Origin of the sequence: Methylomonas koyamae, from assembly GCF_001644025.1 — a bacterium.
Taxonomy (GTDB): Bacteria; Pseudomonadota; Gammaproteobacteria; order Methylococcales; family Methylomonadaceae; genus Methylomonas; species Methylomonas koyamae_A.
On the sequence record NZ_LUUK01000205.1, the window covers coordinates 41,079 to 56,557 of the forward strand.

9 protein-coding genes are annotated in these 15,479 nt (G+C 60.3%); 1 reads left to right on the forward strand and 8 read right to left on the reverse strand.

Annotation, left to right across the window (positions count from 1 at the left end):
- The first annotated feature begins 3 nt into the window (after positions 1 to 3).
- Entirely contained in the window at positions 4 to 1,179 is a 1,176-nt protein-coding gene (gene nirJ, locus A1355_RS20510; RefSeq protein ID WP_064031147.1) for a heme d1 biosynthesis radical SAM protein NirJ, read from the forward strand.
- Between the two features lie 243 nt (positions 1,180 to 1,422).
- Here nirJ and A1355_RS20515 read toward each other — a convergent pair whose 3' ends face one another.
- The 8 genes from A1355_RS20515 to A1355_RS20555 form a co-directional block, all read right to left on the reverse strand.
- Positions 1,423 to 2,868 (reverse strand): TolC family outer membrane protein, encoded by a 1,446-nt coding sequence (locus A1355_RS20515; protein ID WP_082885679.1) that lies wholly within the window; start codon positions 2,866 to 2,868, stop codon positions 1,423 to 1,425.
- Positions 2,858 to 5,947: an efflux RND transporter permease subunit gene (locus A1355_RS20520; RefSeq protein ID WP_064031148.1), complete on the reverse strand. Its 3,090-nt coding sequence runs from the start codon at positions 5,945 to 5,947 to the stop codon at positions 2,858 to 2,860. Before A1355_RS20520 ends, A1355_RS20515 begins: the two co-directional genes overlap by 11 nt.
- Before the next feature lie 2 nt (positions 5,948 to 5,949).
- Positions 5,950 to 7,068 (reverse strand): efflux RND transporter periplasmic adaptor subunit, encoded by a 1,119-nt coding sequence (locus A1355_RS20525; protein WP_197471862.1) that lies wholly within the window; start codon positions 7,066 to 7,068, stop codon positions 5,950 to 5,952.
- A 5-nt stretch (positions 7,069 to 7,073) separates the two neighbouring features.
- Positions 7,074 to 8,537 carry a DUF3526 domain-containing protein gene (locus tag A1355_RS20530; protein WP_064031150.1) on the reverse strand — a complete coding sequence of 488 codons (1,464 nt, stop codon included), beginning with the start codon at positions 8,535 to 8,537 and terminating at the stop codon, positions 7,074 to 7,076.
- Positions 8,534 to 9,958, reverse strand: a complete 1,425-nt coding sequence (locus tag A1355_RS20535) for a DUF3526 domain-containing protein (RefSeq protein ID WP_064031151.1) — start codon at positions 9,956 to 9,958, stop codon at positions 8,534 to 8,536. Before A1355_RS20535 ends, A1355_RS20530 begins: the two co-directional genes overlap by 4 nt.
- Entirely contained in the window at positions 9,955 to 10,686 is a 732-nt protein-coding gene (locus A1355_RS20540) for an ABC transporter ATP-binding protein (protein WP_197471863.1), read from the reverse strand. Before A1355_RS20540 ends, A1355_RS20535 begins: the two co-directional genes overlap by 4 nt.
- Positions 10,687 to 10,816: 130 nt before the next feature.
- Entirely contained in the window at positions 10,817 to 12,088 is a 1,272-nt protein-coding gene (locus A1355_RS20545) for a PepSY-associated TM helix domain-containing protein (protein WP_064031152.1), read from the reverse strand.
- 326 nt (positions 12,089 to 12,414) lie between these two features.
- A complete protein-coding gene (locus A1355_RS20555; RefSeq protein ID WP_082885681.1) occupies positions 12,415 to 14,952 on the reverse strand; it encodes a TonB-dependent siderophore receptor in 2,538 nt (845 codons plus the stop codon).
- Positions 14,953 to 15,479 lie beyond the last annotated feature (527 nt).

Below are 15,479 nucleotides of genomic sequence, written 5' to 3' on the forward strand. Positions count from 1 at the left end.
ACCATGTTCAGACTGAGCCAATTCATGCGTGAAGTGCTGGAGCCGACGCCGTTAACGCCGGCGCGCAAGCCGTCCGGACCGGTGGTGATCTGGAATCTGATCCGCCGCTGCAATCTGACCTGCAAGCACTGCTACACCACATCGGCCGACATTGATTTCCCCGGCGAACTGGCCACGCCGGAAATTTACGCGGTGATGGACGACTTAAAGGCCTTCAAGGTACCGGTGTTGATTCTGTCCGGCGGCGAACCCTTGCTGCATCCGGATATTTTCGCGATCTCGCGGCGCGCCCGCGACATGGGCTTTTACGTGGCTCTGTCCAGTAACGGGACTTTGATTGACCAGTCAAACATCGCCCGGATCGCCGCGATCGGCTACCAATATATCGGCGTCAGTCTGGACGGCATGCGCGAGGCCCATGATAAATTTCGCCGGAAGCAAGGCTCGTTCGACGCTTCGCTGGCCGGCATTCGCCTGTGCCGCGAGTATGGGATCAAGGCCGGCATTCGGTTTACGTTAACCCAGGACAATGCCCACGATTTCGAAGCTCTGCTGCAATTAATGGATGACGAGGACATTGACAAGTTTTACCTGTCGCATCTGAATTACGGCGGGCGCGGCAATAAAAACCGCAAGGACGACGCCGAGTTTCGATTGACCCGCCAAGTGATGGAGGTGTTGTTCGAAAAGTCGCTGAGCTGGGAGGCGCAAGGCCTGCACCGCGAAGTGGTCACCGGCAATAACGATGCTGATGCGGTGTATTTTCTGCATTGGGTCAAACGCCGCTTTCCGGCGCGAACGGAGCATATCCAGGCTAAATTGCAACAATGGGGTGGCAACGCGTCCGGCGTCAACGTCGCCAATATCGACAACTTAGGCAACGTCCATCCGGATACCTTTTGGTGGCATTACGGTCTGGGAAATGTTCGCAAGCGGTTATTTTCGGAAATCTGGCCGGATGTCTCCGATCCGCTGATGGCCGGATTGAAAGCCTCGCCCCGGCCCTTGCAAGGCCGTTGCGGTTCTTGCCACTATCAAACCATCTGCAATGGCAACACCCGCGTCCGCGCCCAGCAATTGACCGGCGATTTCTGGGCCGAGGACCCCGGCTGCTATCTAAGCGACGCGGAAATTGCCGGCCCCTCGAATCAGCTGGCGAGAACGGTCATAAACGGCTGATGCGAAACACGCCGTAGTCCGGGAGCGATCAACGCCCCTATCCTGACGATCGGCACACGGGCAGCCCGGAAAATCAAAAATCACTGGTGTAGGAGCGGCTTTAGCCGCGATCGATGTCGTTCCGACACCGGTGTCTCGCCTATGCGACCGCTGCCTTTCAGCGCCATCAACCCTTGATTCCCCGTCAGTCGTCCTGAAAACGTAACCAAGGTTTGGCCCTAGCCTTTTTTCCCGCGACACATGCTAAGGCAGCGGCGTGCCTGCATCCTCGCGCTCGTTTGTTTTAGCCGGTATCAGCCAGCGGTTCACTTGTTCCAGATCGGCCGGCGACAAACTACCCACCGCCTGTTTCAGGCGCAGACTGTCGAGTAAGTAATCGTAACGGGCGCGGGCGTAGTCGCGTTGAGCGCCGAGCAATTCGCGTTCGGCGACGATGATGTCCAATGCGGTACGCCGGCCGGCGTTGAAACCGGCCTGGGTGGCGGCGAGACCGGCTTCGGCAGATTTGAGCGCTTGCCGCAGTGCCTTGACTCGGCTGATGCCCGCCACCACGCCCAGATAGGCATTACTGGCGCCGCGCCGCACCGCGCGCTTTTGTTGGGCCAGATCGGCCAGCGCCTGGCGGTAGCGGTGTTCGGCTTCGCGGGTCCGGGATTCGGTGCGGCCGCCCTGATAGAGCGGCAGGTTCAGATTCAGGCCGATCACGTCGTCTTCGATATCCGCCGACCCGAACCGGCCGCCGGACGTGGCAAAACCGTGGCTGCCGCTGGCATCCAGCGTCGGCAGGTGGCCGGCGCGCTGTCGCTGGATTTCGTCTTGGGCGACCTGAACGGCCTTTTGTTGCGCCAGCAAACCGTAGTTTTGGGTGAGCGCCAACTCCACCCAGCGCTGCTCGTCGGCCGGTTCCGGGGCCAACAACGGCATGTCGGCGCTGAGTGCGTCCAATTGCGGATATTGCTGGCCGGCCGTTTCCCTCAGACCCTCGCGGGCGTCGCGCAGTTGGTGATCGGCGGCGATGGCGTCGGCCACTGCCCGGTCGTGGCCGGCCCTGGACTCCTGGACATCGGTCAGCGCCAGAAAGCCGACCGCCCGCCGTTGTTCGGCTTCGTTGAGTTTGCGTTGCAGCGATTGCTGTTGGGCCTGGGCAAACTTCAGGTTTTCCTCGGCGGCCAGTACGTCGAAATAGCGTTCGCAAACCTTCAACATCAACGCGATTTCGGCGGCGCTGCTGTCGGCCTCTGCTTGGGCGACCCGATTGTCGGCCTGTTCCAGCGCGACCCAGCGGTCGATATGCAGCAAGGGTTGGCTGATCGATAAGCTATAGGCGCCGGTCATGAATTCGCTACGACCGCCCAAGCCGATCGCGGCCGCGCCGCCGTAACGAATATTTTGGTAGTCGCGGGCGACATTCGCGCTAAAGCTGGCCTCCGGCAGAAACAGCGCGGCTTGCGCTTGGGATTGGCTTTCGACGACGGCTTCCACGCCTTCGCGGGCTTTTTCCAGACTGGGATTGTCTTGCAGGGCGTCGCGATACACCGCCAGCAAATTTTGCGCGCTTGCCGGAACAGCGGCTAGCGCGGCGGCCAGCAGCCAGCCGATCGAGCAAGTCCGGCGCGGAGCCGGCCTGGCATGGCGCTGGCCGGATGGGCTTGGGGCGGCCGCCGGCCGCGCCGCGCGGTTAAGCGCCATGCGTTTTACCCCGCAAGGCCCACGCCATCCCCAAGCGGTACAACAAAGGCATCAGGAATAAGGTAAACAGCGTCGAAAAGCCCACTCCCCAGACGATCGCGGTCGCCACCGGCCGCCAGGCGGTCGCGGACTGGTCCTCGCTCAGCGCCAGCGGCAACAGGCCGACCGTGGTGGTCAACGAGGTAATTAGAATCGGCAGTAATCGCCGCCGCGCCGCCCAGATGCTGGCATGTACCACGCCCATGCCGGATTGCAAGCGATCGTGGGCCGCCGAGAACATCAGGATCGCCGAGTTGACGGCGATGCCGGCTAGAGCCACGGCGCCGTAAAAGGTGTACAAACTGACCGCTTCCCCGGACAGCATCAGCCCCAGGATGACGCCGGCGAAGGCCATCGGGATTTTCAGCAACACCAGCAGCGGCAAGCCGTAACTTTGGAACTGCGCGCCGACGATGATGAAGATCAGCCCCAGCCCCAACACCAAAAATTGCCAGAGTTGTTTTAGGCCTTCTTCCACGGTTTCCATTTCGCCGCCGAAGCTCACCTTGATGTCCGGATAACGATCCTTGACCCATTCCCAACGGCGCTGAATCTCGCGGTTGGCGGCCAGGGTATCCATTTGGCTTTTATCGAGATCGGCCTGCAGGGTCAGCATCTGTTGGTAATCGATATGATTGATGCTGGCGGGGCCGATACGCGGCTCGGCACTGACCAATTGGCCGAGCGGCACGCTCGAGCCGTCGGCGCGGGCCACCGTGTAACGCAGTAGCTCGCCGATGTCGCGTATGTCGTTTTGATAGGCGCGCACCCGCACGCCGACCGGCTCGCCTTGCTCGGTATAGCTGGCGACGCTCTCGCCGTCCGCCAGTAATTGCAGGGTGCGGGAGACGGTGTCCGGGCTTAGGCTGGCCCGTTGAATCGCCGCGCTATCCAGCCTTAATTTCAATTCGCTGAGTCCGGCGATCCGGTCCAACCGGATTTGGCTGATGCCGGGCGTCGCGGCGAGCATGCTCTTCAATTCGACGACGGCGGCATCCAGTTGGGCGCCGGCGCCGCCTTGGATGTTGAGGTTAATCGCCTTGCCGACGCCGCCGCCCAATGCCGAGCCTTCGCCCTCGACCCAAGCCTCGACCGCCCCGTCCAGATTCGTCAGCAGGGGCTTGACCGAGGGTATCAAGCCGGCGGCATCGCGACTGCCATGGTTCAAGCTGAACCACAAATCGCCGTATTGGTGGCCGTACAAATATTGGCCTTCCTTGGCGATAGCGCCGCTTTCGGCCGCGCTGGCCCGCAATTCTCCCGGCTCGAATAACGGGGCGATGCGCCGTTCGATTTCCTCCAAGGTGGCCAGGGTCTTCGCGGACGGCGTGCCGCTGGCCATTTCCAGCGTGACGACAAAGCCGTAATCGGGTGGCGTTGGTAACCAATTAAATTTTACCCAGGAAAACGCCACGGCCGAGCCGGCCACCGCGAAGAAGGCCAGCAACAACAGCAAGGCCTGAATGGGGCGGCGTAACACGTAAACCAAGGCATGGCCGTAGCGGCGTTGCAGGCTTAAACGCATCCGTTCTCGCCAATGTGTCGCGGCTTTGCCGGAATTTTGCGCTTCGGCCCTGACGGTAGCGGCGGCGTGGGCCGGCAAAATCCACAAGGCCTGGACGATGCTGATCAGCAAGGCCAGGCAGACCACTTGAGGCACCACGCCCATCAAAATGCCCAGATAGCCGCTCATCAACATCAGCGGCACAAAAGTGGCGATCGTGGTCAGCGAGGAGGTGGCGACCGGCAGCCAGACTTCGCGCAAGGCCGCCACCGTCGCGGACAAGGGCGGCAAACCCCGCCGCAACTGTTGGCCGACCGCCTCGATCACCACCACCGCATCGTCGACCAGCATCCCCAGCACGATGATGACCCCCAGCAACACACTGAGATTGAGCGATTGGTGAGTCATCTGCAACGCGATGAAGACCCCGGCCAACGAGAACGGCACCGCCAACGTGGTCAGCAGCGACAAGCGGGTACCCAACAGCAGCCAGGTCACCGCCAACACCAACAACATGCCGGACCAGGCGTGCTCCTCCATCGTGGCGATGGCGCTCCTGATTTGATCGGACTGGTCGATCAGTAAAAACAGTTGCACGCCGGTATGGGCGCCGACCCGGTTGCGGGCATCGATATAGGCTTTCAGTTGATCGATCAAGGTCAGCGTGTTGGCGCCGGCTTGCTTGATAGGCATCACCGCCACCGCCGGTTGGCCGCGAAACCGCGCGCCCAGTTTCACGGCTTTGCTGGCGCGGCTGATGTCGGCCAAATCGCCCAGCCTGACTTCACCCTTGGCGCCGAGGATAGGCAACTGTGCCAGCCGGCTTGCCGCGTCCTCGGTGCCGGTCAGGCGCAGCAGCCACTCGCGTTCGTCAACCTTGACGACGCCGGCGGCGATGTCTCGGAAGTACGCGCCGACCGTATCGGCCAGGGCGGTGGGGCTGATGCCCAGGCCGGCCAAACGTTCCGGATGAAACGTCACTTGTAATTCCGGATCTTCCAGGCCCTTCGTTTCCACCGTTGCCACGCCGGGCATGCGCTGCAAATCGAGTTTGACTTGGCGGGCCTGGCGGCGAAAGTTTTCGTCTTCGCCGGGGCCGTACACCAAAATCTTGAACCAATCCGAACCCAAATTGCCTTCGAAAATCTCCGGCAGCGCGGCCGACTTCGGCAATTCCGATTGCGCCAAGGTCTGCAACTCGCGCCGCAGCTCCATCATGCGGCGTTCGTAGACCGGTTTGTCGAGTTCCTCGAAGCTGACCGTGATTGTTGCGATACCGGTTTGGGCGTTGCTGCTGACGTGCTTGATGTCGCGGATTTTGCCGCGCAGCATGCGTTCGATCGGGTCGACGATCAAGCGCTCGACGTCCTCGGCGCCGGCGCCGGGCAGCGCCACGGCGATGCTGGCGGCGTGAACCGGCGTATCCGGCGCCTTTTCCTTGGGGAGTTGCGGATAGGCCAAGACACCCAGAATCAGCACCATCAAATAGCTGAGATTGGCCAGGACATGGTTGCGGTACAGCGAATCCAGCCGCATGTTCAAGGTTTGCTCTTGGCGGCGGGCGCTGCTTCGACCGTGATCGCGGCGCCGTCTCGTAGCGCAAATTGACCGGTGACGACGAGCTGGCTGTCGCCCGGTAACGCGATGGCCGCCGGCCGGCCGCTTTGCGCGGCCGGCAAGGCGTGAAACTGCGCAGTACTCTGCCGGTTCAAAAACACGCCCAATTGTTCGCCGCGCTTGACGACGAATTCGGCCGGGACGTGCATTCGTTTATCCCGCCATACCACGCGGCCGGCGCTGCCGGCTTCGGCGGCGGTAGCGGCAAAATCCAGCCGGGCGTCGTGCGTGCCGGTTTCGGTGCGGATGGCCGGTAAAACGCTGCGCAGTTTTAGAGGGTAGCGGTTGCCGTTGTGTTCAAAACTCAAGTCGCTCGCCTGCCGTAAGGCCTGGGTTTCCTGATCGGGGATTTGCGCCGACACTTCCGGCCGGCTGGTGTCGAGCAAGCGCACCAACGGCGTGCCGCGCGCGGCGAATTGGCCGATGGCGATCAAACGTTCGGTCACCACCCCGGCAAACGGCGCACGCACGGTGCAGTGCTTGATTTGTTGGTCGGTGGTTTCCAGACGGGCGCTATTCGCGGCCAGCTCGCCGCGCAAGACCGCCAATTGCGCGCGTTTTTCCTGGACCTGCTCGTCGGGCAGAGTCTGTTGTTGGGCCAGGGTTTCCGCTTGCTTGAGCTGCCATTGCGACAGTTCCAGTTTGGCTTGGGCGGCTAGCCTTTCGCCCTGCAGGCGCGCGCGTTCCAGTTCAAAGTTCCGGCAGGCCAGTTGCGCCAGGGCCGTGCCGGGCTTGACCGTGTCGCCGACCCTGACCGGCAGCTCGACGACCGAGGCGTCGATTTCGGCCGCGATCGGCGAGTGATTCAAACTGACGACCAGCGCCGGCGCGGCGGATTCGGGGTAAATGGCGATTTGGGCGAGCGGCGCGACCCGCACGGCAACCGGATCGTCCGCCCATGCGGCAGCCGATAGGGTTAACCACGACGCCGCCAACCAGGCGGCAATCGGCTTTTCCAATGTAAACCTGGATGCGCGGGCCGTTGCCTTAGCGTGCGCCGCGCGGCGGGGTGGTTGGTTGGGAGTCAGGAAAACGGTCATGCCCATCATGCGCCGACTTTAAAACGGATTCGGCGCATGTTCCGCCAGCCGGCAACGACCAACAGCAAGCTTGGCAAGCCCACGCCGACGCAAGCCAGCGGCAGATTGGACCGTCGAAACGCATCGGCCGGCGCCGGGTGCCGGAATTGCGGAATGGCCTGGTAATCGTTGAATTCCGGCCCGTCCTGAACAAATTTCGGAAAATAAAAAGCCCGCAGTCGTTGGTGATAGTCGGCGACCGCTTCCAGAAAGGCTTGCTGGTAATCCTGGCCCTGCCCCGTCAGTTGCTGAACCGTGTGCTGATAGACGATGGCCGGCGACAAAAAGCCTAGTCGTTCGACCAGTTCGCGTTGATGGCCTTGCTGGGCCGCGAACTCGGCCCGGCCGGGTGCCATTACTCGCTGGGTTTCCTCGTCCAACGCGATGCGGGTCTGGATGAAGTCGTCGGCATTGACACTTGAGGTTTGCGGCACTCGCTCGGGATGATCGATCAAGTATTTGCCCAGCAATGCGCTCTTACGCTTGCCGACTTCAATAGTGGCTTCGCGGCTGGCGTCGATGAAGGCCATCCGCGAGGGTAGCGGATACCACTGTTTCAAACCTAGATTCAGGCAGCCCGGCAACACGACCACCAAGGACAGCCACAGTCCCGCCAATAGCAAACCGTTCTCGGCGCTGCTCTGACCGCGCGAATTGACCCAAAAGGCGCAGGCAAACCAAAAAAGTAGATACGCCGTACTGACCAGCAACCAACCGCCCCAAGCCGCGACAAAGCTTGGCGCGTCGGCGGGCGGTGCTGCCAGCCACAGCGCCAGACTCAACGGGAGCAGCGTCAACGCGACGAAGCATGCGGATCTGACAGCGAAGCGGGCGGCTATGATGCGTCGCGGCGGAACCGGTTGGCAGCCGAGCAGGGCCAGCGTGCCTAGCTCGCGTTCGGCGGACAATTGGTTGTAAGTCAGCAGCAAAATCGCGATCGGCAATAGCGTAAGGATCGCAAACGTGGCGTCGAAGCGGCCGAGCAGCAAGCGCAACGGGTTTTCCAGCGTGCGATGTAAGCGCTCGTCGTAAGCGCCGCCGACTTCCCAGGCGTTGACCAGAATACAGGCGTTGTACAGATCGGTTTGGCCGACGGTCAGCGCCGCCAGATCACCGTTTTGCCGGCATATATGTTGCGCCATGCCGCCCAGGGCCAGCGCGTAGCGCGGATCGCGTTCCCGCTCCGCGACGGTTTGGGCCGGCGGCTGGTTTTTAGCGCGCAGCTCCTTGGCCATGTTCAACAATTCCTCGAAATCTTGGCGGCTCTGTTGGGCGTAGTCGGCGATCAAGGCATCCTGGCCGGTTTGCCATTGCCTGCCGTTGTTGAAACCGAACAGTAAGGCCGCCGCGCACAGCAAGCTAGTCGCCCAAAATACCCGGTCGTGACGTAGTTGCCGGCACTCGAGGCGGCATAAGCTCCAGCCCTTCATGCCGATGCCCCCGACAAACGGGAAACCGCGTAGCGGGCAAACGTTACCGCCGCGGCCGTCCAAGTTAGTAATAAAGCGATGGCTCTTGCATAGGGGCTTAGTGCTTCCCGCCAATCGGGCGGCCGATAACGAAACGCCGGAACGCGTTGGAAGAAGCTCGCGTCGGCTTTGATTAACGTGCTGTCCCAACCGTTGGCGTTCCGAGTTTGATGGCGGGAGACGTAATCGTTGAGGAGGCGGTTCAAGTGGCGACGATAGTGTTCGACTTGCCGGGTAAAAGCTTGATGCTGCGCCGGATCGTTGCCGGCCAGGGCCATCGATAGCAGCGAGACGCCGGCGCTCGGCGCGATCAGCGTGCCCCACTCCAGTAAGCGGTTTTGTCGGGCGTAAATATCGTAGCGTTGGCGGTCGTAACGTTCGCACACCGCCCAGGCCGCTTCCTCGCCGACTTGCATACTCCGGCCCGTGTAGTCGAAGGGCAGGTCCTCAACGCGCTCGACCCGGTACTCGGCGAGCAACTGCTTTTGCAAGGTCTGTTTGGCGCTTTCCCAAGATTGGCTCAGATCGGTCATGAAATTGACCCAAAACCGATGAGTGGACGGGACCGGATAAACGTAGCCGCCGACATCCAGCAACATGCGGGGAAGCGCGAACACCGTGACGCCCCAGAACACCAACAGCACTGCCAGCGCGGTTCGCGCCGAGCGGCAACAGGCGGACACGCCGAGTGTCAGAAACAACAGCAGAGTCAGATACAGTCCGTACAACACCACCAGTAAACCGGCGCGGGCCAGTTCGTCGCCGCGCGATTCGGCCGGCGTTAGATAGCCGGCAGTGGCGATACCGAATCCGGCAAGCGGCAACAGTATTGGCAATAGCGCCCGCGCGATGCCGGCCGCCTTGCCCCAGAGCAGCAGCGAAGGCCGCAGTCCGAGGCTCAGCAATTGTCGCAAGGTGCCTTGCTCGCGTTCGCCGGCGAAAGCCGAAAAACCGAGCAGTATCACCAACAGCGGCAGCAGGGTTTGGGCGGCATTGGCCGGGTTCAAGTCGCCGAAGCGCTGCAGCGCGCTCATGTCCTGGGCCGGCGGATATTCCACTTCGCCTTGGATGTGGGCACCATTCAGGATCGAGGCGCCGACGTACGGCTCGATCCCGCCATCGACAATGGTCAGCGGCCGCGGCGTCTTGAAGGCGTACACCCCGTAATGAGCGGCGTCGTGCGGGTGTTTGGGGTCTTGTTGGCCGAAACGCCGATAGTCGTGCTCGGCGGCGATGTCGGCTTGATTTAGCAAATCCAGGTAGTTGCGCCAACCAAATCCGCTGGCGGCGATCATCAAGGCCAGCATCAACGATGCCGCCAGCTTGAAGCGGCCGTCGCGGCGGCATTCGGTGAACTCTTTTTCGGCGATGACGGCAATCATGAGACGGGCTCCGCAGCGCGCAAACCGGCCCGCATATAGTCCAGATAAATCCGTTCCAAGTCGGCGGCGCTGGTGTCGGCGGTTTTCAGAACCGTCAACAGTTGACCGACCTTCATGATGCCGGCCCGGTGACCGGTTTCCTTGACGCGAAACAAGTCGTGGGTCGCCATCAAGATGGCCACGCCGGCGTTCGCCAGTTTGACCAGCAAGTTGGAAAACTCGTAGGCGGCTTGCGGGTCCAGGCCCGAGGTCGGTTCGTCCAACAATAAAACCTGGGCTTCCTTGGCGCAAGCCATTGCAATGCCGACTTTCTGGCGCATGCCTTTCGAGTAAGCGGCGACCGGACGGTCGACGGCTTCGTCCGGCAAGCCGGCCCGGCACAGAAAGTCGCGCAAGCGGGTTTTGTCATAGCGATGGCCCGACAAGCGGCTGAAATAGTCCAAATTTTCCAGGCCCGAGAGCCTGGGATACAACGCGACATTCTCCGGCAAATAGGCGACCCGTTGCCGAACCTGATCGGGGTTTTGGCTGACGTCCAGGCCGGCTATCCTGGCCACGCCGGCGCTGGGCTTGATAAAGTTCAGAAACAGATGAATCGTCGTGGTTTTGCCGGCACCGTTGGCGCCGAGCAAACAAAAGATTTCGCCGGCCTTTACCTGTAGATTCAATCGGTCCAGCGCCAAATGGGACCCATAGCGTTTACTCAAATCGCATGCTTCTAATATCAAATTGTTCTCCCGGTTCGTTACGCCGAATAGTGAAGCTTTACAGTGCTATCCCGGTCGGTGCGGCTAGCGGTTAAAAAGTTGATTTACCGCACCAAGCTGAAAACCGAATGGCTGGCTGCGGTTATCGGCTTCATTGTTCGCTTGGCAGGCGATTTCGCGATTGACGCTTCAAGCCGGCGGCGCTCCGCTTTTTCAGCCAGATATAGACGCCGGTGACCGATAGCATCGCGACCACCAAGCCCATTGCGCAAACGAAGATTTGGAACGGCAGTCCCCAGACTTTTGCCATGTGCAACGCAAACAGCCACATACTCAAGGTCAAGCCGAGGTTTTCGCCGGTCGGTAACAGTAGACCGCCAAACCGGCCGCTGTCGCCGTCGAACCAGATCGCGGTGCCGGCGTGGTCCGGGCTGAGGTCGCGGTCGCTTTTTACCACGTACAAAAACATGCCCTTCTCCGGTTGATAGGCCAGCGCCTCTTCCGCCAGCACCCGCACGTGCGCCGCTTGGGCTTGTTCGGCCATCAAACGCCGGCCGAACGCATGCGCCTCACGCCAGGCTATGCGCGGTTCCGGGCGCGGTTCCGGCAGATTCGGGACCGGAAATTGCCGTAAATCCGGCATATCGAACAGCGCGGCCATCACCGGTTGGTAGACGGTTTCGCTCAAATTGAAGCCAACCGACGACCAGGCGAACACGAACAGCATCAGCCAGGTCCACAAACCGCCGGCCCGGTGCAAGTCGAAATTTAGCCGAAAGGCCGAGGCCGGCCATTTGATTTTCCACGCAATCGCCCAACGCGACCAAAAGCCGCGCGAAGTTGTTCCCTCTCCTTCAGGGAGAGGGTTAGGGTGAGGGGATTTACGCCGCACCGGAAAGGTCAGGTAACACGCGACAAAGCAATCGACGGTCCAGATCAGCGCGGCGATGCCGAACAACCAGACCCCGACTTCGTCCAAGGCCAACGAATAGTGCAAGCTGTAGATCACCCGGAGGATGTTGCGGCGGGTCAGCGGCCACAAGCCTTCGTCCTTACCGTAACCGAGCAACCCGCCGGTATAAGGGTCCAGCCGCAGGTTTTGATAAGCCAGCTCGTAGGGTTTGCCGGTGGCCGGATCGGTGCGCGGCGTCAACCCCGCTTCGAAAACCCGGTTGGATTCCCGGCTTAACATCAGTTGGTTGATGTACGCATGCGGTTCCAGTGCCAAGGCTTGGTCGCGCAATACAAACTCGTCCAGCATCGCTTGGTCGCTAAGTTCCACCCGATACAGGTCGGAATTCAGCCAGTTGTCCAATTCGTGGAAAAAGGCCAGCACGCAACCGGTCAGCCCGGCGACGGTCAAAAAGAACGCCATGTACAAGCCGGCGTAACGGTGTACCAAAACCCAGAAGTGTCGCGTCATATAAAGTTTGTTAAAGGTCGTTTAATCCATAAGACGAATCTCGGCGTCAAATCCAGACAGAAATTTGCGATTTATCGCATCTAGGTAACCATCATGAAATGCTTCGTCACCCCTGAGCATGAAAAAAAAGATGGGCCTAGCAGCGGCTTTAGCCGCGACCGAGAACCCCCTTCGGATACGCGTGTGTCCGTACTTTGCCCTACGATTTTTCATGCTCGATAAAGAAACTTCACCTCGAAAGCTCCGTTAATCCTCGGCAGCGTTCTCCCGGCACGGCCGGACGGAAAACCCGCCGACACGGCCGGGAGAATCGGCAACGAGGGCCGTCAGTACTCGACGTTGAGCGAGCCGATGAAACTGCGCGGGTTGCTGAAGCTGACATAGCCGTAACCGGAGTCGGTCACCGGCGACGCGTCGGTGAAATAGCGTTGGTCCAGCAAATTATCGACGTTCAGTTGCGCCGTCACTTTCGATTTGCCGACTTTGAAACTGTAGCCGGTCATCAGGCCGACCAAGGTATTGCCGACCGAACGGGTTTGGTTGTTGGCATTCACGACATAATCGCGCAAGCTTACGCCGCCGCCGAATTTCAAGCCCTTGGCCGGCCCCTGTTGGATTTCGTAGGTACTCCAGGCGCTGGCGGTATTTTCCGGCACAAACTGCAAGCGGTTGCCGACTTTGATCTGGCCGGAGGTGTCCGAGCTTTTGGTGACGCGCACGTCTTGGTGGGCGTAGGTCAGGATCGCGTTCCAGCCGGGCAGAATTTCGCCTTGTATGTCCAGCTCCGGTCCGCTGCTATTGACTTCGCCGACCGACAAATAACAAAAATTGTTGCCGCAAGCCGCGCCGCGGGCGACGTCCAACGTGGCGACGTTTTGTTTGGTCAGATCGTAATAGGCCAAGGACAGGCGCAGACGGCCGTCGAACAGCTCGGATTTGGCGCCCAGCTCCCATTGTTGGGCGGTTTCCGGCGCCAAGGCCTTGCCGAAGGCCGCGCCTTCCACAAACGAAAACCGCCCGGTATTGGCGCCGAAATTCTCGACGTAATTGCCGTAGACGCTGAGCGACGCGGCCGGTTGCCACAGTACCGCGACGCGAGGGGTGACGTCGTCGTCGGTTTGCGGCAGGCCGAATTCGTCCGGCCGCAGTACGCCGTCCGCGCCGCCGCGAAATATTTTCGAATGCACATATTGGTAGCGAAATCCGCCCAGCAGGTGAATGTTATGCGTAAGCTCGATTTGGTCCTGAAGATAGGCACCGAAATTGTCGGTTTTTTGGGCGAAAAGCTGGCGCAAGCTGGGGTCCAATACCAAACCCGGACCGGGGTGGGCGGGCCGGTTGATGTCGATATCGGACAGCGTGAAACCGATGCCGCCGAAGGTCAGGTCCTGAAAATAATCGGTGGCGTAGTGGTCGCCGCCGACCAGCAAGGTGTGTTTCAACGCACCGGTCGTGAAATGGCCGGTCAGGTCCAGAATATTGGCCAAGGTGTCGTTGGTTTCCGGATTGATTCCGTAAACCACCCGGCTCAGGGTGTTGCCCGCCAAGAAAATCGGCAAGGTGCTGGGGCCTTGCCGCACCTCGCGGCGCCGGAAGTTGACTTGATGCTTGATGCTCCAATCTTCGTTGAACTGATGCGTCCAGTTGAAGCCGGCGAAGTAGCCGTCGGTCGTGGCCAGGTTTTTTTCGCCGAGGTTGCGCTGGTGGGGTAAGTCGATAAACCGGTTGTTGCCGTCGGTCGGCAAAATCATGAAATCCTCGCTGGCCCGCTTATGCTGATACTCCATTTCCAGGGTCGCTTGGGTTTTGGCGCCGATTTGCCACTGGATGACCGGCGCGATGAATTTGTCGTCGCTTTCGACCAGATCGCGGTAGGAATGATTGCTTTGAAACGAGGCGTTGACCCGGTATAGCAAACTCGCGTCGGAGTTGATCGCGCCGGTCGCATCGACACTGGTGCGAAACAAATCGTAGGAGCCGAACTGCTGGTTGATCGCGTAGTAGGGCGTGGCTCTGGGTTTTTTGGTGATGACGTTGATCATCCCGCCGGGCTCGACCCGGCCGAACAGAATCGCGGCCGGCCCTTTCAGGACCTCCACGCTTTCGACGTTGGCCATTTGTTGACCGTTGCCGTACCAGGTGCTGCCCGCATCCATCCGAAAACCGTTGCGGAACAAGGTGCTGGTCGCGAAGCCGCGCAGCGTGTATTGCTCGGCGTTGCTGGGGCCGGCTGAATTGTTGTTGCCGTTGGCGACGCTGACGCCGCTGATGTTCTTCAAGGCCTGATCGAGGCGTATCACTTGCTGGTCCTTCAAGACTTGCTTGGAAATCACCTGCACGTTCAGCGGCGTTTCCATAATCGGCGTATCGGTTTTGGTGCCGGAACTGGCGTTGGGCAACGCGTAATCCGGATTGTAGGGATCGGTGGCGTCATAGGCGGCTTGGCCGACCACCTTGACGGCCGGCAAGGTGGCCGCCGCGTCGGGCTTTTCGATATTGTCCGGATTTTGCTGGCTCGGTTTGATGGCCAAGGTATGGTCGTCAACCGTTTGCACGTTCAAGGCGGTGCCTTTCAGCAGATGCCGGAGGGCGTCCGCCCGGCTGTAACGCCCGTCGATGGCCGGGCTGCTCAGGCCGGCCACGCTTTCCGGGCGGAAGATCAGTTGCAAGCCGGTAGCGCGCGAATAAGCTTCCAAGGCCGCCGCCAAGGGTTGCGCCGGCATGTGCAAATCCACATCGGCTTCCACCGCCTGGGCGCTAGCCAACTGCAAGCCGGCCAGCGCCGCGACCAGCGCCAAGCGCATTATTTTGGACTTGCCGCGAGCGGATGGCTGATGGTTTGATAAGCGGTGGTGGTTCGGCATGGGCGCTCTCCTTGTAGACCGGGACACTGTTTTCGATCCCTATGCGCACTAAGCCAAACGAAGAGGCTGTGTACCCTACCTATAAGCGTGAAAAAAATTGCATCGGATGCCGACGACCCTTTGCAATCACATGAGATGAAATTTGCGGAGACGGCAATAAGGCAATACGCTGTCATTCAAAATTGTAAGGGTTCAGAGGGCGCTTGGGTAAGTTAGTTACCATTGGCGTTAAGTTGAACGGTTAAAGTCGATGTAAGCAGTTGGCTAAGCGGAGTAGAAATAAGGCGTTGGCTGAGCGGAGCCGAAGCCAGCGATTTCGCTTCGACTCCGCTCAGCGAGCGGCGTAGCTGACGTTGAGGTGTTCATTCCCCTGCTCCGTTGGGAGAAGGCGTTTTTACTTCGCATTGAATAGTTACTCAAAATTTAGGTGCGATTAGCTTGCGCAATCGCACATCTCGAAGCCAACAATTCCTCCGATTACGCTACCGCTAATCGGAGCTACGCGGGCTGCCATTCGGCTTTGGCGG

Coding starts and splice junctions, on each gene's coding strand:
- A1355_RS20515 (WP_082885679.1), bottom strand. CDS start 2,868: ATGGCGCTTAACCGCGCGGCGCGGCCGGCGGCCGCCCCAAGCCCATCC.
- A1355_RS20530 (WP_064031150.1), bottom strand. CDS start 8,537: ATGAAGGGCTGGAGCTTATGCCGCCTCGAGTGCCGGCAACTACGTCAC.
- nirJ (WP_064031147.1), top strand. CDS start 4: ATGTTCAGACTGAGCCAATTCATGCGTGAAGTGCTGGAGCCGACGCCG.
- A1355_RS20535 (WP_064031151.1), bottom strand. CDS start 9,958: ATGATTGCCGTCATCGCCGAAAAAGAGTTCACCGAATGCCGCCGCGAC.
- A1355_RS20545 (WP_064031152.1), bottom strand. CDS start 12,088: ATGACGCGACACTTCTGGGTTTTGGTACACCGTTACGCCGGCTTGTAC.
- A1355_RS20520 (WP_064031148.1), bottom strand. CDS start 5,947: ATGCGGCTGGATTCGCTGTACCGCAACCATGTCCTGGCCAATCTCAGC.
- A1355_RS20525 (WP_197471862.1), bottom strand. CDS start 7,068: ATGACCGTTTTCCTGACTCCCAACCAACCACCCCGCCGCGCGGCGCAC.
- A1355_RS20555 (WP_082885681.1), bottom strand. CDS start 14,952: ATGCCGAACCACCACCGCTTATCAAACCATCAGCCATCCGCTCGCGGC.